This window comes from Moraxella sp. CTOTU46934 (assembly GCF_031979465.1).
Taxonomy (GTDB): domain Bacteria; phylum Pseudomonadota; class Gammaproteobacteria; order Pseudomonadales; family Moraxellaceae; genus Faucicola; species Faucicola tetraodonis.
Map to the genome: position 1 here is coordinate 1 of NZ_DALZEG010000015.1, position 17,984 is coordinate 17,984.

At 42.3% G+C, this 17,984-nt stretch carries 21 protein-coding genes and 2 tRNA genes; 13 read left to right on the forward strand and 10 right to left on the reverse strand.

Going from position 1 to position 17,984, the window contains the following annotated elements; genetic code table 11:
* Nucleotides 1-140: 140 nt before the first annotated feature.
* Together RTN07_RS10180 and RTN07_RS10185 are read right to left on the reverse strand one after the other, a co-directional pair.
* The gene (locus RTN07_RS10180; protein ID WP_312177830.1) at nucleotides 141-950 is read right to left on the reverse strand and encodes a DNA-methyltransferase; all 810 of its coding nucleotides are present in this window, start codon (nucleotides 948-950) and stop codon (nucleotides 141-143) included.
* On the reverse strand, nucleotides 947-1,162 hold the full coding sequence (locus RTN07_RS10185; protein WP_036596632.1) for a hypothetical protein: 216 nt from the start codon (nucleotides 1,160-1,162) through the stop codon (nucleotides 947-949). The genes RTN07_RS10180 and RTN07_RS10185 overlap by 4 nt, the downstream gene beginning before the upstream one ends.
* A 66-nt stretch (nucleotides 1,163-1,228) precedes the next feature.
* Between RTN07_RS10185 and RTN07_RS10190 the strand changes: the two genes are divergently transcribed.
* The gene (locus tag RTN07_RS10190) at nucleotides 1,229-1,462 is read left to right on the forward strand and encodes a helix-turn-helix domain-containing protein (RefSeq protein ID WP_312177834.1); all 234 of its coding nucleotides are present in this window, start codon (nucleotides 1,229-1,231) and stop codon (nucleotides 1,460-1,462) included.
* Entirely contained in the window at nucleotides 1,422-2,126 is a 705-nt protein-coding gene (locus tag RTN07_RS10195; protein WP_312177836.1) for a PDDEXK family nuclease, read from the forward strand. The genes RTN07_RS10190 and RTN07_RS10195 overlap by 41 nt, the downstream gene beginning before the upstream one ends.
* A 3-nt stretch (nucleotides 2,127-2,129) precedes the next feature.
* On the opposite strand, the gene RTN07_RS10200 is transcribed toward RTN07_RS10195, so the two are convergent.
* Nucleotides 2,130-3,020, reverse strand: a complete 891-nt coding sequence (locus RTN07_RS10200; protein ID WP_007117241.1) for a DNA adenine methylase — start codon at nucleotides 3,018-3,020, stop codon at nucleotides 2,130-2,132.
* Nucleotides 3,021-3,149: 129 nt separating this feature from the next.
* Here RTN07_RS10200 and ispE point away from each other — a divergent pair, with 129 nt between their 5' ends.
* The 7 genes from ispE to panD all read left to right on the forward strand — a co-directional run bounded on the left by ispE (nucleotide 3,150) and on the right by panD (nucleotide 7,741).
* On the forward strand, nucleotides 3,150-4,055 hold the full coding sequence (ispE, locus tag RTN07_RS10205) for a 4-(cytidine 5'-diphospho)-2-C-methyl-D-erythritol kinase (RefSeq protein WP_076775009.1): 906 nt from the start codon (nucleotides 3,150-3,152) through the stop codon (nucleotides 4,053-4,055).
* Between the two features lie 99 nt (nucleotides 4,056-4,154).
* A tRNA-Gln gene (locus RTN07_RS10210) sits at nucleotides 4,155-4,230 on the forward strand.
* Nucleotides 4,231-4,353: 123 nt separating this feature from the next.
* Nucleotides 4,354-4,429: transfer RNA gene (locus tag RTN07_RS10215), tRNA-Gln, on the forward strand.
* 128 nt (nucleotides 4,430-4,557) lie between these two features.
* On the forward strand, nucleotides 4,558-5,508 hold the full coding sequence (locus tag RTN07_RS10220) for a ribose-phosphate pyrophosphokinase (RefSeq protein WP_007117244.1): 951 nt from the start codon (nucleotides 4,558-4,560) through the stop codon (nucleotides 5,506-5,508).
* A 287-nt stretch (nucleotides 5,509-5,795) separates the two neighbouring features.
* Entirely contained in the window at nucleotides 5,796-6,521 is a 726-nt protein-coding gene (locus tag RTN07_RS10225) for a 50S ribosomal protein L25/general stress protein Ctc (protein ID WP_312177838.1), read from the forward strand.
* Between the two features lie 37 nt (nucleotides 6,522-6,558).
* Complete coding sequence (pth, locus tag RTN07_RS10230) at nucleotides 6,559-7,146, forward strand: aminoacyl-tRNA hydrolase (protein WP_007117246.1); 588 nt, start codon at nucleotides 6,559-6,561, stop codon at nucleotides 7,144-7,146.
* A 214-nt stretch (nucleotides 7,147-7,360) separates the two neighbouring features.
* The gene (gene panD / locus RTN07_RS10235; RefSeq protein WP_036589204.1) at nucleotides 7,361-7,741 is read left to right on the forward strand and encodes an aspartate 1-decarboxylase; all 381 of its coding nucleotides are present in this window, start codon (nucleotides 7,361-7,363) and stop codon (nucleotides 7,739-7,741) included.
* 308 nt (nucleotides 7,742-8,049) lie between these two features.
* Here panD and RTN07_RS10240 read toward each other — a convergent pair whose 3' ends face one another.
* Nucleotides 8,050-8,676 carry a superoxide dismutase gene (locus tag RTN07_RS10240; protein ID WP_076775005.1) on the reverse strand — a complete coding sequence of 209 codons (627 nt, stop codon included), beginning with the start codon at nucleotides 8,674-8,676 and terminating at the stop codon, nucleotides 8,050-8,052.
* Between the two features lie 540 nt (nucleotides 8,677-9,216).
* Here RTN07_RS10240 and rdgB point away from each other — a divergent pair.
* The 4 genes from rdgB (at nucleotide 9,217) to clpX (ending at nucleotide 13,681) form a co-directional block, all read left to right on the forward strand.
* Nucleotides 9,217-9,867, forward strand: coding sequence for an RdgB/HAM1 family non-canonical purine NTP pyrophosphatase (rdgB, locus tag RTN07_RS10245; RefSeq protein WP_312177840.1), 651 nt, complete (start codon nucleotides 9,217-9,219; stop codon nucleotides 9,865-9,867).
* A 283-nt stretch (nucleotides 9,868-10,150) separates the two neighbouring features.
* The gene (gene tig / locus RTN07_RS10250; RefSeq protein ID WP_312177842.1) at nucleotides 10,151-11,515 is read left to right on the forward strand and encodes a trigger factor; all 1,365 of its coding nucleotides are present in this window, start codon (nucleotides 10,151-10,153) and stop codon (nucleotides 11,513-11,515) included.
* A gap of 151 nt (nucleotides 11,516-11,666) precedes the next feature.
* Nucleotides 11,667-12,341 (forward strand): ATP-dependent Clp endopeptidase proteolytic subunit ClpP, encoded by a 675-nt coding sequence (gene clpP, locus RTN07_RS10255; RefSeq protein WP_007117251.1) that lies wholly within the window; start codon nucleotides 11,667-11,669, stop codon nucleotides 12,339-12,341.
* Between the two features lie 56 nt (nucleotides 12,342-12,397).
* Nucleotides 12,398-13,681, forward strand: coding sequence for an ATP-dependent protease ATP-binding subunit ClpX (gene clpX / locus RTN07_RS10260; RefSeq protein ID WP_007117252.1), 1,284 nt, complete (start codon nucleotides 12,398-12,400; stop codon nucleotides 13,679-13,681).
* A 63-nt stretch (nucleotides 13,682-13,744) separates the two neighbouring features.
* On the opposite strand, the gene RTN07_RS10265 is transcribed toward clpX, so the two are convergent.
* The 6 genes from RTN07_RS10265 to trhP all read right to left on the reverse strand — a co-directional run bounded on the left by RTN07_RS10265 (nucleotide 13,745) and on the right by trhP (nucleotide 17,926).
* Complete coding sequence (locus RTN07_RS10265) at nucleotides 13,745-14,332, reverse strand: HD domain-containing protein (protein ID WP_312177844.1); 588 nt, start codon at nucleotides 14,330-14,332, stop codon at nucleotides 13,745-13,747.
* Nucleotides 14,333-14,368: 36 nt separating this feature from the next.
* Nucleotides 14,369-14,944, reverse strand: coding sequence for a hydrolase (locus RTN07_RS10270; RefSeq protein ID WP_076775002.1), 576 nt, complete (start codon nucleotides 14,942-14,944; stop codon nucleotides 14,369-14,371).
* Between the two features lie 90 nt (nucleotides 14,945-15,034).
* A complete protein-coding gene (locus RTN07_RS10275; protein ID WP_282850442.1) occupies nucleotides 15,035-15,577 on the reverse strand; it encodes a hypothetical protein in 543 nt (180 codons plus the stop codon).
* 127 nt (nucleotides 15,578-15,704) lie between these two features.
* Nucleotides 15,705-15,962: a YfhL family 4Fe-4S dicluster ferredoxin gene (locus tag RTN07_RS10280; protein WP_007117256.1), complete on the reverse strand. Its 258-nt coding sequence runs from the start codon at nucleotides 15,960-15,962 to the stop codon at nucleotides 15,705-15,707.
* Between the two features lie 64 nt (nucleotides 15,963-16,026).
* Nucleotides 16,027-16,434 (reverse strand): hypothetical protein, encoded by a 408-nt coding sequence (locus RTN07_RS10285; RefSeq protein ID WP_309593201.1) that lies wholly within the window; start codon nucleotides 16,432-16,434, stop codon nucleotides 16,027-16,029.
* Nucleotides 16,435-16,480: 46 nt separating this feature from the next.
* The gene (gene trhP, locus RTN07_RS10290; protein WP_219331836.1) at nucleotides 16,481-17,926 is read right to left on the reverse strand and encodes a prephenate-dependent tRNA uridine(34) hydroxylase TrhP; all 1,446 of its coding nucleotides are present in this window, start codon (nucleotides 17,924-17,926) and stop codon (nucleotides 16,481-16,483) included.
* Nucleotides 17,927-17,984 lie beyond the last annotated feature (58 nt).

Genomic DNA, 17,984 nt, shown 5'->3' on the forward strand with positions numbered 1-17,984 from the left:
GGCTTGACCGTCTTGTAGAAGGAATCCCCGAACGATAGGGAGGGGAGGAAGTCAACAGTATATGTGGTATGCCGATATGGCGCTGGCTGCCTTGGCTGCTGTGCTCAATCTGCCGATTCAAGAGCCGAAAATAATGAAAGCTACAAGCTAATCTGTTGTTTTACTCTCTCTTTAAAATATTGGCGTGATTTTTCATCCAACCCAAGATAGCGATTTTTGCTTAAGGTTAAAAAATTACTATCTTGGTCAACTCCGATAAATCTTCTACCAAATAAATTGGCAGCAATACCTGTTGTCGATGAGCCTGTAAATGGGTCAAGCACGAGATCATTAGCTTTGGTAGACGCCAAAACAATCCTTGACAACAATCCTAACGGTTTTTGCGTAGGATGTTTGCCAAATTGCTTTTCCCAGCTTGATACCGCAGGCAGACGCCAAACATCTTTCATTTGTTTGTCACCATTGAGCGACTTCATTAATTCATAATCAAAGTAATGCGGAATTTTTGGGTTTTTTCTTGCCCAGATTATCCATTCAGTTGAATAGGTGAAATAGCGACAAGAAAAATTTGGCGGTGGATTGGGTTTTTCCCAAGTTATCATGTTTAAGATTTTAAAATTGAGTTGTGATAATACTCGCCCTAGCGTAAAAATATTGTGGTGGGTTCCACTCATCCAAATCGTGCCATTATCTGCCAACATTCGCTTTGCTTGGCTTAGCCAATCATAAGTAAAAATATAGACTTCATTATCATCACTAAATTTATCCCATTCGCCCTTATTAACAGATTGCACCATGCCATTTTTTACCGTTAATCCGTCATTGGATAAAAAATAAGGCGGATCGGCAAAAATCATATTGATAGATTTATCATTGATTGTCGGCAAAATGTGTAAGCAATCACCTTGCAGCAGCGTGAAATCTTGTAGTTCTGATTGATAAAAAATCATTCCATCATATCCGCAATAAAGTGCAACATTGACGCGATATCATAACTCCCTTCTAAAAATCCCATATTTTCACAACCATCAGGAATGAAAACCGTCTGGTTTTCTAACCGACTATCCAAGCTAAGCATTCGCAAGGTATTCACAATTTTGCCTTTGATGCCTTCATCCGCTAGCCATTCACAATCATCATTGAACTTGTAAGCAACATGCATGTCAATAATTCCAAAATAACACTTATTGTGTGTGGTTAATTTTAATCAATCAGTGAGAATAACGCAATGGAAAATGACATTTTAATCAAGTTTGGGCAAAAAATTCGCCAACTGCGCAAAGCTAAAAATCTCAGTCAAGAGCAGTTAGCAGAACTGACAGGGTTTCATCGTAACTATATTGGCATGGTCGAACGTGGCGAGCGAAATCCTGCGTTAGTCAATATTGAGATTTTTGCTAACGCGTTTGATTTGTCGTTAAGTGAATTATTTGATTTTAGGGGAAAAAATGAAACTAGTTGATGTATTTGATAAATTGCCAGCCCTTTATCACAAGCCATTTTCACAGCTTAAACTTCAAGAAGATTTAACCAGTTTTACAATTAATAAAGGTAATACGGGGCAATTCTTACAACAGCTTTTAGACATGCCAAACAATAGCGATTTGACCGATTTTGAAGATGGTGAGTTAAAAACCAATAAAGCAGATAGCAACGGCAAACCTAGAGAAACCATGTTTATTACCCAAATTTCTAAAGATTTTGATAGTTTATTTTTTAATGATACTGTAGAAAATCGCTTACTAGCCAAAATAAGTAATTTGCTTTATCTGCCTGTTTGTAAAAACAGTAAAGAGCCTAATGATTGGTATTTTTTACCTGCGTATCACATTAATTGCAAAGAAAACCACGATTTGTTTCAACAATTTCATGATGATTTTGAAACGATAAAAGCAAAAATCTTGCATGATTTGGAAAATTCACCCGACAAATTTATTCATACTTCAAACGGCAAATATATCCAAATTCGCAGTAAAGACGCAAAGAGAGCGAACGGGCAATATAATCCAATATTTTGCACTACGCTTGATCGCCATGTATCCAATAAAAACCATGCGTTTTATTTTAAAAAGGAATTTATGCTAGATATTCAAAACGGTACTATCAAAGCCGATAAGATTGTTTAGAGATTAATAATTCCGTATTAATAATTCATTGACGGCTTGGCGACTGGTTGATTTTGCCCCAATAGCACGATTAGCCGTTACTCGCTCGATATTAAAATCTTGATAGAGTATGTCGAAGAAATCATCATACTCGCTGTGCGTCGTTGGGTCAGAATTACTTAATAAAAACTGATGCCCCAATTTATCAATTTTTTGGCAAAATTCATGTAGCCGACGTTGCTCACTATCATCAAAAACTTGATGAGAATACGCAGTAAAACTTGCTGTTTCGCTAATCGGGCGATAAGGTGGATCAAGATAAAACCAGCAAGGTAAGTTGTTTGGTAGCGCTTTAATCGTTTGCTCGTAGTCACCCTGTAAAATCACGACTTTTTGCAACGCGTCAGAGACTGCAAGTAATAATGCTTTATCCAAAAAAATCGGTCTTTTATAACTACCTATTGGCACATTAAACTGATTTTTTTTATTAACTCGATATAGCCCATTAAAACTGGCTTTATTCAAAAATATAAATAAACTGGCTTGCTTCACTGGATCAAGATTTCTTTGATTGAAACTTGCACGTTTAGCATAAAAATAAGGCGTTTTTGCATCTTTATCTAACAACCTATCATACTCTTTTTGCAAGTTATCTAACTCAATCATTAACTGTTGAACATCTGCCTTGATAACCTGATAGACATTTATTAGATCTTCATTAAAGTCATTAATAATAAGTTTTTTTAGATACTTTAAGTTAGATAATGCCCAAAAACTGACCGCACCCCCGCCCAAAAATGGCTCAATCATACAGAAATCTTGATTGGCTGTATAATTTGGCAAACGTGCTTGTATATCACCGATGAGTTGTGATTTACCACCAGCCCATTTTAGAAAAGGTTTAAGTTGAGACATTTTTTAAATTTGAACATCGAATCAAAAAGGAAAGGCATTATAACACAGCCGATTTTTATCCTTTCAATGAACTTCAATGCAAATTGATATGTTAAAATTTCAAGCCAACCTGTCATTCATTATAAAAATATGCCGACCCTTACCCAACAATCCCCTGCCAAAATCAATCTATTTTTACATATTACCGGTAAACGTCCCGACGGCTATCACAATCTACAAACCGTTTTTCGGCTGATAGATTTGTACGATACGCTCACTTTTAGTCATACGGATACAACCATTGGCGACAACTTGCCCGTCACCCTGTCCAATGCCGAGCACGTCACCGACAACCCTGCCGACAATCTGATTATTAAAGCGGCCATTGCCTTATTAGCTTTTGCCAAGAATCATCAAATCTTGAATGACTCGCAAATCGCCCAATTACCGATTGTTGATATTCACCTCGATAAACACATTCCGATGGGGGCAGGCTTGGGCGGGGGTTCGTCTAATTGTGCGACAGCCCTGATGACGCTAAATACCCTATGGCAGCTGGGATTGAGCAATGAGCAGCTACGCCTCATTGGCGCAAAACTGGGCGCGGATGTACCAATATTTATTTTTGGCAAAGATGCCATTGCTGAAGGCATTGGCGATATTTTAACGCCGATTGACTTGCCTGCGCAGCAATTTTTATTGTTAAAACCCGATGCCCATATCAGCACGGCTAAACTGTTCGCCCATCCGCTGCTAAAACGGGACTGTGCAAGCCTTTCTCATGGCTATTTGCAAAGCCATTGTCATGCCTTTACCAATGAGTTAACCGATGACTTTACCAATGTTTTTGAACCTGTGGTATGTGCCTTATCTGCAGACGTCAATGCCGCAATGAAGTTTTTAAGGACGCTTGCCGCCACCACCCACACCACACCGCGCATGACGGGCTCAGGAAGCTGTGTGTTTTTACCAGTACCTAGCGATTTTGATAAAAATAGCATTAAACACTGGCTACAATCCTTACCTTTTCAAGCATATTGGGTGCATACGCTGTAACAAAATTTTGAGAAATCAACAATTGCAAAAATTTTGATGTTTATGCCCAAAAAAAGCTTGCAATTTTATGTTTTTTGGTTAAAATATCGCTTCCAATATAGGGGTATCGCCAAGTTGGTAAGGCACCAGGTTTTGATCCTGGCATCCGTTGGTTCGAGTCCAGCTACCCCTGCCATATTCAAAGATGTACAGATTTTTTTGTGCATCACGTAGTAAAAATTTTGTCATAAAATCTGCGCTGTTCAAGACATTTTACATTGACAAAATTGCCTAAAATCGGTATAGTTCGCACCGTCACAGGGGTATCGCCAAGTTGGTAAGGCACCAGGTTTTGATCCTGGCATTCGTTGGTTCGAGTCCAGCTACCCCTGCCATTTTCTTTACTAACCCATTTTTAGTAGTTGACGTAATGACGTTTTTCTCATCCTAATTGTAAAAGTTAGTTGATGGGTTTTTTTTGTTTGATGAAACCGTCGTTTGTCTAGAAAAATAGGACTCGCATATGCCTTATTTGGCAATTTTTACCGGAAATGCCCATCCAGAATTAGCAAAAAATGTCACCAATCACTTACATATTCCGCTAGGACGTGCCGATGTGACGCGTTTTTCGGATGGTGAAGTCGCGGTTGAAATCCAAGAGAATGTACGTGGTAAAGACGTCTTTATCCTACAATCAACTTGCTCACCGACCAATGACAATTTGATGGAAATCATGGTAATGGCAGATGCCTTGCGCCGTGCGAGTGCAGGTCGTATTACGGCAGTGATGCCCTATTTTGGTTATGCGCGTCAAGACCGTCGTCCTCGCTCAGCGCGTGTGCCTATCTCAGCAAAAGTGGTCGCTGATATGCTCAATATTGTGAGCATTGACCGTGTGGTTACCGTGGATTTGCACTCAGACCAGATTCAAGGTTTCTTTGATATTCCTGTAGACAATATTTACGGTACGCCGGTTTTATTTAAAGATTTGCGTGAGCAAAAATACGATAACTTGATGGTGGTATCTCCTGACGTGGGCGGTGTGGTGCGTGCCCGTGCAATGGCAAAACAGTTAGGCGATGCCGACATGGCCATTATCGATAAACGCCGCGCCAAAGCCAATGAATCAGAAGTGATGCATATCATCGGTGATGTTAAAGACCGTGATTGCGTGATTATCGATGATATGGTGGATACCGCAGGTACCCTGTGTAAAGCCGCTGCCGCATTAAAAGAACGTGGCGCGCGCCGGGTGGTGGGTTACATCACTCACCCTGTATTGTCAGGTAAAGCAATCCAAACAATTGCAGCGTCAGTGCTTGATGAACTTGTTGTAACCGATACTATCCCACTGTCAGATGCCGCAAAAAACACGGGCAAAATTCGCCAAGTGACCATTGCGCCTATGCTGGCTGAAGCGCTACGTCGTATCAACAATGAAGAATCATTAAGTGCGATGTTTGATATTATGTAGGTGATTTTAGGCAATACTAGCCAACATGTAAGATGCGAGCTTATTGGTTCCGTCCATATTGCTATTCTTAACTTGCTATTTGCAAAATAATTGTTAAAGTTTTGCCATTTTTTAAAAAAGTGGCGCATAACGCATAAATTGGTCGCAAATTTATGCTTTTTTTCACTCGCTAGTCACTTGCCAATCTTTTTAACTAAAGCTTTGTAAGTAGAGCTTTGTAAGTAAAGGCAAACAGCCAAGTTATACTGACAAGGCACCCATGACTAGCCTAACCCAAGGAAACTCCCATGAGTAACCCAACTTTTGAATTAAACGCTGTCGTACGTGGCGACGAGTTACAAGGTAAAGGTGCGAGCCGCCGCCTTCGTAAACAAAACCTAGTACCAGCAATCGTATACGGTGCGGACAAAGAGCCAGCCTCTATTGCTATCCGTTACAATGAATTGATTAAATCACTTGAAACAGAAAGTTTCTTCTCTCACATTTTGACCATCAACGTAGAAGGTCAAGGTACGGAAGAAGTGGTGATTAAAGCACTACAACGTCATCCAGCTAAAAACACCCCAATGCACGCTGACTTCCAACGTATCGTCCGTGGTCAAGCGATGCACATCACTGTTCCTGTACACTATGTAGGCGCTGAAGATGCACCAGGTCATAAAGCAGGCGGTATCTTTGTATCAAATGCCACTGAACTTGAAATCACTGCCATTCCTTCAAAAATCCCAGAATACTTGACAGTAGATGTATCTGGCATGAACGTCGGTGATTCGATTCACTTGTTAGATATCCAGTTACCTGAAGGCGTTGCCATTCGTGAGCTTGAAGTGACTGAACCGTTTAACCGTACTGTGGCTACTATGCAAGCGCCAACAGTAGAAGTTGAAGAGCCAATCGAGCCAGAAGCAAATGAAGAAGCTGCCGGTACTCGTGATCCTGAAGGTGACGAAGAAGCACGTAAGCTTCAAGCACAAGATGACACCCATGATGCTCCAAAATCTGATGATGAATAATCATTTGTCATTTGCCGCTTAAGTTGGAATAATCAGCGTGTCAAAACTTAAACTGATTGTCGGACTTGGCAACCCAGGTCAGCAGTATGCCCAAACACGGCATAATGCTGGCTTTTGGTTTGTGGAGCGTATGAGCGAGACGTTTAACATCACCATGACGTTGGATAAAAAATTTCATGGTTTGGTTGGACGTGGCGTAGTGTATGGCATGGATATACGCTTATTGTTACCGCATACTTTTATGAATAAATCAGGGGAAGCAGTGGTGCCGATGGTGAATTTTTATGGCATCCACAATGACGAACTGCTGATTGTTCATGATGAGCTTGACCTTGATGTGGGTCGTATGCGCTTAAAAACAGGCGGTGGTCATGGCGGTCATAATGGACTGCGTGATATCGTGCCACATATCGGCGCGGATTTTCACCGTTTACGTTTGGGGATTGGTCATCCAGGACATAAGTCCAAAGTATCGGGTTATGTGCTTGGCAAACCGACCGCTGATGAGCAAATCGCATTTAACAGTATGCTAGATGCTGCCATGCGTACCCTGCCCGATTTGGTGACAGGTGACTTATCCAAAGCCCAGCAAGCCATCAATAGTTTTAAACTACCTAATGCCTAACGTTAACCAAAGGATAAGATTGATAAATCTTAGGGTCTATCCTTGAACTTTTATTTTCCTTCCATATATTGATTGCAAGATGGATGAATTTCTCACCTGATATTTCAATCATGTTTAACTTTTATCGAGTTGGTTAACAGCCTCTCATGACTAGCCTGCTCACTTTTACCACAATGACGCGCATCGCGTTAACCTGACAAGGTAAGGAACGATCATGTTATTAACCCTATTAAAAGCCAAACTTCACCGCGCGCGTGTGACCCATTGTGAACTTCACTACGAAGGCTCATGTGGCATTGATAGCGAGTTACTCGACTTGGCGGGTATCCGTGAGAACGAATCAATCGACATTTACAATGTCAACAATGGTAAACGCTTTCGCACCTATGCGATTCGTGCAGAGGCGGGCTCAAAAATGATTTCGCTCAACGGGGCAGCCGCTCACATGGCAGATTTAGGCGATGTGGTGATTATCGCTGCTTACGCGCAAATGGATGAGAAAGAAGCCGACAACCATCATCCACGCTTGGTTTACCTTGATGAAGGTAATATCGTTAAAGACACTGCCAACGTGATTCCTGTGCAAGTTTCTTAACACAGCTTTATCGCCACCAAAAATTTGCGAATAAATTAGGCGAGGCATTGAATACTCGCCTTTTTGTTGTCTACATTTTTTATCTTTAGACAATGCGTTTGGCTGATAGGTAGATTGATGGGTTTAAGCGTAGATTTTACCTTACCCGTTTGCTTGCGATAGGTCAGGTAGCATCCGTGGCCAGGTAGCGGAAAGCCGAATAAAGAATTAACAAAATTTTACTTTTAGTGTCTGTTAATAAAAAAAAGCCGAAATTGATTCGGCTTTTTTTAAACGATTAAAGGACTTAAAGAAGCAAAAATAGGCGATTATTTTTCTACGCCAGCTGGTTGACCTTTGTATTTGGCGTTTGCGTAATCCCAGTTGACAAGTTTATCTAGGAAGGTGTCAACGTAGTCTGGACGACGATTACGGTAGTCGATGTAGTAAGCATGCTCCCACACGTCACACGTCAATACCGCAACTTGGTTATGGGCTAATGGGGTGTCTGCGTTTGCCGTTTTGGTGATTGATAATTGACCACCCACGCTGTCAGCCACCAACCATGCCCAACCTGAACCAAATTGGCTTACAGCCGCGTTTTTGAATTCTTCACGGAATTTTGCATACGAACCAAACGCTTCTTCGATTTTGGCTTTTAGATCACCCGTTGGCTCACCACCACCATTAGCAGTTAGGCAGTTCCAGTAGAAAGTATGATTCCAAACTTGTGCCGCTTGGTTAAAGATTGTCGCTTTGCTGCTATCACCTGCGGTGGCTTTGATGATTTCATCTAGCTCTTTACCTTCAAGTCCCGAACCTGGTAATAGTTCGTTTAGTTTGTTGACATACGCTGCATGATGTTTGTCATGGTGAAATTCTAGGGTTTCTGCGCTGATATGTGGCTCAAGCGCGTTTTTGGCGTATGGTAAATCTGGTAATGTAATGTGTGACATGTTATTTTCCTTTTTCCTTCGCTATTGTTGTGATGACTTTATGATAAAAGTAACCACATGCCATTTGTGTGATAAAAGCTTTGTATTAAAAGCGCATATATCAAAACCATATCCAAAATGGCAAGTTGGCTGGGTTGATGTTATTTAGTTTATGTTATTTATCTATGCTTCATCAAGCTTTATCAAGGGTTAAAAACGCTCACCAATTTTACTATCGTTAGCTTTGTTTATTAACCTTGCTATCATTAGCCTTGATAATATCCTCATAACACATGGGTTATTTTGCCATAAAAATTGGCAGAATTTAACCGTTTCTATAGTGGGGATTTATTATCTTGTGGGGTAAAAATCAATGAGTGCATGCTAATAAGCTGATTTTTAACCCGTTACTTGCTATTTGATGATAGCAAATTACTCAAAAAAAACTGTAGTGGTTTGGTATAAGGCTTTTTGCACCGCGAGTATTTGCAGCGCGAGCCACTGTCAACTATGCTATGATAAGGTCAAGTTTTTTATGCAAAATACACACAGTGGGTCTGTATGTCAGTTTCTATCCTTAATCAACTATTTCCTACCCGCCAGTTAGTCCTCGCCAGTAATAACCAAGGCAAACTCGCGGAATTCAAGCAATTATTTGAACAAGCCAATCTTGAGATTACAGTCACCCCGCAAGGGCAATTGGGCATCGAGGACGCAGTCGAAGATGGACTTAGTTTTATTGAAAACGCGCTGATTAAAGCCCGTCATGCCAGCCGTATTAGCGGACTGCCTGCGATTGCTGATGATTCGGGTTTATGTGTACCCATACTAGGCGGTCAACCTGGGATTTATTCTGCGCGTTTTGCCCAAGATGAAGCCAGCTTTAGCGAGCATAAAGACTTAGCCAATAACCAAAAATTATTGCGGCTGCTTGAACCCCACAGACACGCGAATGAACCGATTATCGGGCAGTTTGTTTGCGTGTTGGCACTCGTGCGCCATGCCGATGACCCGCTACCTATCATTGTACAAGGGATTTGGCAAGGTGAAATCTTGCCCGCCCCGCAAGGTGAGCTTGGTTTTGGTTATGACCCGCTCTTTTGGGTACCAAGCGTACAAAAAAGCGCTGCTGAGATGCAAAAGACCGATAAAAACCGCATCAGTCATCGTGGGCAAGCGATGCAGCAACTGCTAATGCAATTGATAAAGTAAAGGTTTTCAACTCACGCTATTGCAGATAGACAGGGTGTGACTGCTAAGGTAGTCGATACAGAGATTTTACAGCAACAATTTTTTTACTTTACTAGATGATTAATTTATACTATACCACTTTCGGTTAATTTTTGCCTTTTAGCATGCGTTAACCAACAGATTTTGGATTGCGTATTTTATAGGCTTTTTTCAATCACCTTAAAAGCCTGATAAATTATCGCTATTTACCCTTATGAGTGGCACCCACGCTGCTCTTTTTTGATATTTTATGGAAGGTTTTGTTATGTCAAATTCAAATGTGTCAGATTCAACAGTTGCTAACTTAGAAGTAACTACCAACAAAAAATCAAATCTTGAAACCCAACTCACGGTTAAAGTACCTGTGTCAACCATTCAAGGTCGTGTGGAAAAACGCATCAACCAAGTGGCAAAAACCGCTAAAATCGACGGTTTTCGTAAAGGTAAAGTGCCTGTATCACACATTCGCGCTCAATATGGCGCAGGTATCCAACAAGAAGTCATCAATGACGTGATTCGCGATACCGTATTTGATGCGATTCGTCAAGAAAACATCCGCGCCGTAGGTATGCCAAACATTGATGACGTGAAACTTGAAAACGACTTTTTGGTTTATCAAGCAACGGTTGAAGTATTCCCAGAAGTAGAAGTTCAAGGGTTATCAGACATCGAAGTTGAGCGTCAAGTTGCCAACGTGGGCGACGCAGATGTTGACACCATGATTGAAAACCTACAAAAACAACGCCAAACTTACGTTGCCAAAGACGATGCCGCAGATGAAGGCGACCAAGTCAAGTTTGACTTTGAAGGTTCAATCGACGGTGAAAAATTTGAAGGTGGTAGCGCACAAGACTTTAGCCTAGTATTAGGCAGTGGTCGTATGATTCCAGGCTTTGAAGATGGTATCAAAGGCATGAAAGCAGGCGAAGAAAAAACCATCGACGTGACATTCCCAGAAGATTACCAAGCCGAAAACCTACAAGGCAAACAAGCACAGTTCAAAATCAACGTCAAATCAGTTGAGCAATCACAATTACCAGAATTAAACGATGAGTTCCTTGAAGCATTTGGGGTAACAGAAGGCGGCTTAGACAAACTTAAAGCAGACGTGCGTAAAAACATGGAGCGCGAAGTAAAAAGCGCTGCCCGTAACCAAGTGAAAGAAGCGGCATTTAACGCCCTACTTGAAAAAAATGAAATCGACGTACCTGCATCGATGCTTGAGCAAGAAATCGATCGCCAACGCAGTATGATGTTAAACCGTTTTGCCCAGCAATTTGGTGCAGATCCTAAAACTTTTAACAAAGATATGCTACCAAACGAATTATTTGAAGAGCAAGCCCTGCGCGCTGCCCGCCTTGGTATCATCGTCTCAAGCCTGATTGAGTCAAATAAACTTGAAGTTGACCAAGAACGTGTGACCACATATATCAATGAAATGGCAGAAAACTACGAAGATCCAAACGAAGTTATCGACTATTACACCAACAATGCGCAGGAACGTGCCAACATCGAAGCGGTGGTGTTAGAAGACCAAGTGGTCGATCATATCTTGTCTCAAGGTAAAGTGACTGATACTGAAGTATCTTACCAAGACTTACTAGCTAGCCAACAACAAGCGATGATGTAATAATTGGCTTAATCCATTCTTAGGCATTTAAGCTTAGATATTTAAGCTTAGGCATTTAAGAATGTATTTTTAGTCAGCTTAGTAACTTGTTTTTATGCCAATTGCCCTTATAAACAATAAGGGCTTTTGCATATTTAAAAAGGACAATAACATGTTAGAAAAATTCTTGGACTCGCCTTTCGCGACGAGTCAAATCCAAAATACTGTAACCCGTGACGTGTTGTCACCACAAAGTGCTTTAGTACCTATGGTGGTCGAGCAATCGGCTCGCGGTGAGCGCTCATTTGACATCTATTCACGCCTATTGCGTGAGCGTGTGGTGTTCTTAGCTGGTCAAGTTGAAGACCACATGGCGAATTTAATTGTCGCCCAGTTGTTGTTCCTAGAAGCGGAAAATCCAGAAAAAGACATTCACTTATACATCAATTCACCAGGTGGCTCTGTGAGCGCGGGTCTTGCGGTGTTTGACACCATGAACTTTATCCAGCCACAAGTGTCAACGATCTGTATGGGCGGTGCTTATAGCATGGGTTCATTCTTACTGGCAGCGGGTGAAAAAGGTAAACGCTACGCCTTAGCCAATGCGCGTGTGATGATTCACCAACCGTCAGGTGGGGCACAAGGTCAAGCGACTGATATTGAAATCAATGCGCGTGAAATCCTAAAAATCCGTGAACGCTTAAATAAAATCTTGGCAGAACGTACCGGTCAGCCACTTGAGAAAATCGCCCGTGATGTCGAGCGTGACTATTGGTTAGATGCCCAAGAAGCCAAAGAATACGGTCTGATTGATGAAGTATTAGAAAAACGTCCAAGCATTGCTTAATAGGTTACACACTTACAAAGCAATTAAGACAAGCATAATTTTAGGAGCGTTTTTTTATGTCAAAAAATGACATTGAGCCACACTGCTCGTTTTGTGGTAAAGCCAAACACGAAGTCAAAAAGCTAATTGCAGGTCAAGACGCCAATATCTGTAATGAGTGTATTGAACTGTGCGATGATTTAATCGCCGAATCCAAGTCTTTAGGCAGCGACGGTAGTGATACCAATGAGCGTGAAAACTGGGCAGCGCGCAAATTGCCAACGCCCAAAGAAATCCGCAGCCACTTAGATGAGTATGTCATCGGCCAAGATAAAGCCAAAAAAACTTTGGCAGTAGCGGTTTATAACCACTATAAACGCTTAAAGGTGAGTGAAAAACTGAGTGAAGATAAGGCGTTGACGACACTTGGCGCTGAAGATGCGATGGTTGAGCTATCAAAAAGTAATATTTTGCTGATTGGTCCAACTGGGTCTGGCAAAACCTTACTGGCGCAGACCCTGGCACGCCTACTTGATGTCCCATTTGCGCTCGCCGATGCCACTACCTTGACCGAAGCAGGTTATGTCGGTGAAGACGTGGAAAACATCGTACAAAAACTGTTACAAGCGGCAGAGTTTGATGTCGAGAGAGCGCAAAAAGGCATTATTTATATCGATGAAATTGATAAAATCAGCCGTAAAAGCGAAAACCCTTCGATTACCCGTGATGTGTCGGGTGAAGGCGTACAGCAAGCGCTGTTGAAACTGATTGAAGGTACGGTTGCCAATATTCCACCGCAAGGCGGTCGTAAGCACCCAAACCAAGAGATGATTCAAGTCGACACCAGTAATATCTTGGTGATTTGTGGCGGTGCTTTTGCCGGTCTCGACAATGTCATTCAACAGCGTACCGAAAAAACCGGTATCGGTTTTAACGCTGAGGTAAAAGCCAAAGACAGCGGCAAAAAAACCGGTGAATTGTTCAAGCAAGTGGAGCCAGAAGATTTGATTAAATTTGGTCTGATTCCAGAGTTAATTGGTCGTCTGCCTGTGGTCGCGACACTGGAAGAATTGGACGAAGAAGCATTGGTACAAATCTTAACCGAGCCAAAAAATGCGCTAGTCAAACAATACGAATACTTGTTTGAGATGGAAAATGCGACGTTATCGTTTACCGATGATGCGCTGGTGGCGATTGCCAAACAAGCGCTAAAGCGTCGTACCGGCGCGCGTGGTCTACGCTCCATTGTTGAAAACGCCCTGCTCGATACCATGTATGAACTGCCTTCAATGACACCCGGCAAAACCGTGACAGTCAATAAGGCAGTGATTGATAATAACCAATCGCCAGAGATTGTTTAACTGTTAGTGATTTTAAAAATAGCGAGTTAAAAAAACGTGCCTATGTCGCACGTTTTTTTATGTTTAATCTTCAATCAACCAACCCTGTTGTACCGCAATGGCAATTTGCTCGGTTATCCAGTCGTGAATCTCGGGAAAATCCTGTCTGATAAATGCTTGGGCGGCTCCGACTTGGGAGCGCTTGACCTGATGATCTGTCCACGCACCGCCATCTGTCACCATATTGAGCATAAAGGGCAATAGCCTATCCACTACTTTAAGCAGTTTGCTTTCAGCACTATGACCTGTTTCTTGCTCATCCCACAGCGTTAACAATTCTGGAACGGGGTTGCCCATCATCGTTGCCAGTTTTTCTACACCAATGCGCTCATCAACATGCGCCTGCGAGCGTTTATCAGCATATAAGAATGTGTCACCCGCCTCAATTTCGCCCAAGTCATGAACCAGTGCCAGTTTAAGCAGTTTTTCATGATTGACATCCAGTTTGAAATGCTGCGCGACTGCCCAACACGCCATCGCCAAATGCCATGAATGCTCGGCTGAATTTTCAAGACGTCGTGGCGTGTTTGCAGACAGTTGGGTCGTATAGTTGCGGCGGTTGACTGATTTTAAGGCATCCAATGCCAACAGATAATCAATAAGTGGTTGCATCAAATACCTCTTAATCATGCAGGGTCTGAGTCGTATTCACTTGACTAGCGCTGAAATCGTCTTAAACGCGGGGTCTTCTGAGCTACGACACAGCTCAAATAAAATTGCTTCAGTGGTGGTGACGACCGCACCGGCACGGCGCATACGACGAATCGCAATTTTACGGTCATACAGGTCTCGCGAGCCCACCGCATCAGTGATAATGATGGGCTGCATACCGTTATCGAGTAAATCTAACGCCGTCTGCATGACACAGACATGAGCTTCTGTGCCAAATAAAATCACATTGTTGCGATTTTGCTGGGCGATATGATGCCAAGAGGTTGGCGTATCACAGGCGCTAAAGGTTGTTTTTTCAAACACTGGCGTATTTTTTTCAGATAGCAACTGCGTCAACTCTGGCAAAGTATGCCCAAGTCCTTTGGGATATTGCTCATTAACCATAATGGGAATATTGAGCGCTTGTAGACCTTGAATCAAAATCGCTGTTTTTTTGAGTAATTTTCGATGTTCGGCAATATGGGGCGCAAGTTTTTCTTGTATATCAATCAGCATGGCTTGGCAGTCATTGCGCTCGATACGATAGGGTTTTGGGATAAATTTTGTTGTCATCTTCAGCTCCTTTGATGATGGTTCAACTTGGGTGGTTACAATCATTCGTATGTCACGAATGCGATACTATACTCTATTAAAAAAACGCCATTAAAAATTTATGGCTTCATCTGCAGTATCAACCACAGTTAACTGATAGTCCAAATGCCCTAAATAGCCATAATGTCCTTTTTCACTGAGTTCCGCAACAATAGTGACGTCATCACAATGCACCTGATCCATGAGCTTGGTTTGATGACTGGCTTGATTGTCAGTAGGCGTTTTGTTGGACTGATACAGTGATTGGATACGCAGTAATGGGTCATTGAGCGCATAGGTAGCGCCATCGGTGACAAAGGTCAAATACTCACCGACCTTGTGCACCTTACCTTTAAAATGCTGATTGGTGACAACCCCACTAAAGGCAGGGGTATATAAACGGCGCGCTTTATATTGCTGCTTAGCATATTGCCATGCACCATAACTGCCTAGGACAGCAGTTACGCCCGTTGCTGCTGTGGCTGTCACACCGACGCCAATGAGTTTCGCGACAACGTGACGCTTTTTAGCTTTGTTTTTTTGTTTGCGAGGCTGTGGTGAGCGCTTCGATTGCTGTGCTTGAGGGTCAGTCGCTTTGTTATTTTTTTTAAACATGAATGTCACTTTAAAGGTCACTTAGATTGTTGTTTTTTGATAAAAAATGCCAGTAATCACTTCAAAAAAAATTGATTAACTTATAGTAAAATGTTTTGGCAACATTTACCGCAACTTTTTGTTAGTATTATTTTTGCCAAATTTGCTTATATTTTGCAAGCAGCTGTTCGGGCGATTCAGGGCGCTCATCGTCTTTGATGATGCAATCAATCGGACAGACTTTATCGCAGGTTGGCTCATCATAGAACCCGATGCATTCGGTGCACAAGTCAGGATTGATGACGTAGGTTTTTTGTACTTTATTGTCGTAGCTAATGGCTTCATTTGGGCATTCGGGCTCACAAATGTCGCAATTGATACAGTCGGAAGTGATTTTTAATGCCATGTCTTGTAGTCTGTTTTTACCTTTAGCAATTAATACCTTTAGCGATTAACGATTGACACCGCACTTAGGCGCCATACCTCATATACCATACACTGTCATCTTGCATCCACAATTCCTGCATGACATTTGCCGTCGGTTCATGTTTATAATACAAAGTGATCATACATTCGGTGAGTGAGAAAAAGTGATAGCGAACACGGTCAGGCAATAGCGGTTGAGACTGCCAGTCTCGAGATTGCCATAAATTTTGTAAAATCTCATGCCAGCTTTCGCGAGTGTGGATTGCTTTTCCGTTAACGAACCGAAAGTTGTCCGCCAAAGTCGTCTCAATGGTTTTAAAATCCTGTGATAAATATCCTTGGATAAACACATTACGCCGAAGTGCTAGGGCATCCTGCAATGCTTCAACATTCACCGCTTCAACAATCGTTGAAATGGTGTCTGATTTATTTTGCTGGTATGAGTGAACCACAAAAATTCCTTAACCTAATGCCTGATACCGCGACAACAAGACCACCTTAGGTAAAAATTGGCTCACTGACGCTTTTCATGATTAGCGCAAATTGCAACACATCATCTTGCATCTCTTTAAACGGATTGGCGATTTGACACACCCAGCCAGAGCCTAAAGCGCCATCAATCGGCTCACCTTGTTTATTCCACATTTCTTTGAGGGGATAGCTCAAATTACCCTGTGGCGTCATGATTTCGATGGTATCACCCACCATCAATTTATTCTTAATTATTAAGGTTAAGCGTGTTGGGGTAATGTCGCTAATCTCGGCAACAAACTGTTGATGATCGGTTTTTGATGACCCATATTCATAGTTTTGGTAATCACTATGTACGTGTCGACGTAAAAAGCCTTCGGTATAGCCGCGATTGGCTAGCCCATCGAGTGCGGTGATTAAGCCGGTATCAAATGGCTTACCAGCTGCGGCATCATCAATCGCTTGGCGATACACTTGCGCGGTGCGCGCCACATAATAATGCGACTTGGTACGGCCTTCGATTTTAAGTGAGTGCACGCCCATTTGGGTCAGCTCAGGCACTAGCTCGACGGCACGTAAGTCTTTAGAATTCATAATATAAGTGCCATGTTCATCTTCAAACATCGCCATCAATTCGCCTGGGCGACCTTGTTCTTCAATCAGTACCACTTCATCCGATGGCTGCTGTACATAGTCATCGCCCATCACCACATCACCATTTAGATTGATAGTTTGGATGGCGTCTTCTTGCGTGGCTTGAGTAGGAACAAAAACCTCTGGGCTATTGATAGGTTGGCTGATAGGCTGCGCGGTAGGCTGTGTTGGCACGATATCGCCCGTTTCGTTTTCTTCTGCTTTATAGGTGTTGTATGACCAGCGACAGGCATTGGTACAAGTGCCTTGGTTGGCATCGCGTTTATTGATATAGCCAGACAGCAAGCAACGACCCGAATAGGCCATACAAAGTGCCCCATGCACAAATACCTCAATTTCCATGTCAGGCACTTCAGCGATGATTTGTTCGATTTCTTTGAGTGACAACTCGCGACTCAAAATCACGCGGCTAACGCCCATTTGTTTCCAAAACTTGACCGTTGCCCAGTTTACCGCGTTTGCCTGCACCGATAGGTGAATTACCTGCTCTGGAAAGGCTTCACGTACCATCATAATCATCCCAGCATCTGACATAATCAGCGCATCGGGTTTCATCTCAATCACAGGGCGGATGTCTTCGATAAAAGTTTTAAGCTTGGCATTATGCGCTTGGATATTGACCACGACATAAAATTGCTTGCCTAGTGAATGGGCGTAGGCAATCCCTTTGGCAAGATTTTCCTCATCAAAATCATTATTGCGCACCCGCAAGCTATAGCGTGCTTGTCCCGCATAGACGGCATCTGCGCCATAGGCAAACGCATATTGCATATTACGAAAAGTGCCAGCAGGGCATAAAAGTTCAGGCTTACGGGTCATAACTATCCTTACAGCGTGTCATACAATGTGAAATTGTTGATATTATAACAAACTTGAT

Excerpts from the sequence above, each read along its gene's own strand:
- RTN07_RS10180 (WP_312177830.1), bottom strand. The coding sequence starts at position 950 with ATGATTTTTTATCAATCAGAACTACAAGATTTCACGCTGCTGCAAGGT.
- RTN07_RS10185 (WP_036596632.1), bottom strand. The coding sequence starts at position 1,162 with ATGCATGTTGCTTACAAGTTCAATGATGATTGTGAATGGCTAGCGGAT.
- RTN07_RS10190 (WP_312177834.1), top strand. The coding sequence starts at position 1,229 with ATGGAAAATGACATTTTAATCAAGTTTGGGCAAAAAATTCGCCAACTG.
- RTN07_RS10200 (WP_007117241.1), bottom strand. The coding sequence starts at position 3,020 with ATGTCTCAACTTAAACCTTTTCTAAAATGGGCTGGTGGTAAATCACAA.
- ispE (WP_076775009.1), top strand. The coding sequence starts at position 3,150 with ATGCCGACCCTTACCCAACAATCCCCTGCCAAAATCAATCTATTTTTA.
- RTN07_RS10220 (WP_007117244.1), top strand. The coding sequence starts at position 4,558 with ATGCCTTATTTGGCAATTTTTACCGGAAATGCCCATCCAGAATTAGCA.
- RTN07_RS10225 (WP_312177838.1), top strand. The coding sequence starts at position 5,796 with ATGAGTAACCCAACTTTTGAATTAAACGCTGTCGTACGTGGCGACGAG.
- panD (WP_036589204.1), top strand. The coding sequence starts at position 7,361 with ATGTTATTAACCCTATTAAAAGCCAAACTTCACCGCGCGCGTGTGACC.
- RTN07_RS10240 (WP_076775005.1), bottom strand. The coding sequence starts at position 8,676 with ATGTCACACATTACATTACCAGATTTACCATACGCCAAAAACGCGCTT.
- rdgB (WP_312177840.1), top strand. The coding sequence starts at position 9,217 with ATGTCAGTTTCTATCCTTAATCAACTATTTCCTACCCGCCAGTTAGTC.
- tig (WP_312177842.1), top strand. The coding sequence starts at position 10,151 with ATGTCAAATTCAAATGTGTCAGATTCAACAGTTGCTAACTTAGAAGTA.
- clpP (WP_007117251.1), top strand. The coding sequence starts at position 11,667 with ATGTTAGAAAAATTCTTGGACTCGCCTTTCGCGACGAGTCAAATCCAA.
- clpX (WP_007117252.1), top strand. The coding sequence starts at position 12,398 with ATGTCAAAAAATGACATTGAGCCACACTGCTCGTTTTGTGGTAAAGCC.
- RTN07_RS10265 (WP_312177844.1), bottom strand. The coding sequence starts at position 14,332 with ATGCAACCACTTATTGATTATCTGTTGGCATTGGATGCCTTAAAATCA.
- RTN07_RS10270 (WP_076775002.1), bottom strand. The coding sequence starts at position 14,944 with ATGACAACAAAATTTATCCCAAAACCCTATCGTATCGAGCGCAATGAC.
- RTN07_RS10275 (WP_282850442.1), bottom strand. The coding sequence starts at position 15,577 with ATGTTTAAAAAAAATAACAAAGCGACTGACCCTCAAGCACAGCAATCG.
- RTN07_RS10280 (WP_007117256.1), bottom strand. The coding sequence starts at position 15,962 with ATGGCATTAAAAATCACTTCCGACTGTATCAATTGCGACATTTGTGAG.
- trhP (WP_219331836.1), bottom strand. The coding sequence starts at position 17,926 with ATGACCCGTAAGCCTGAACTTTTATGCCCTGCTGGCACTTTTCGTAAT.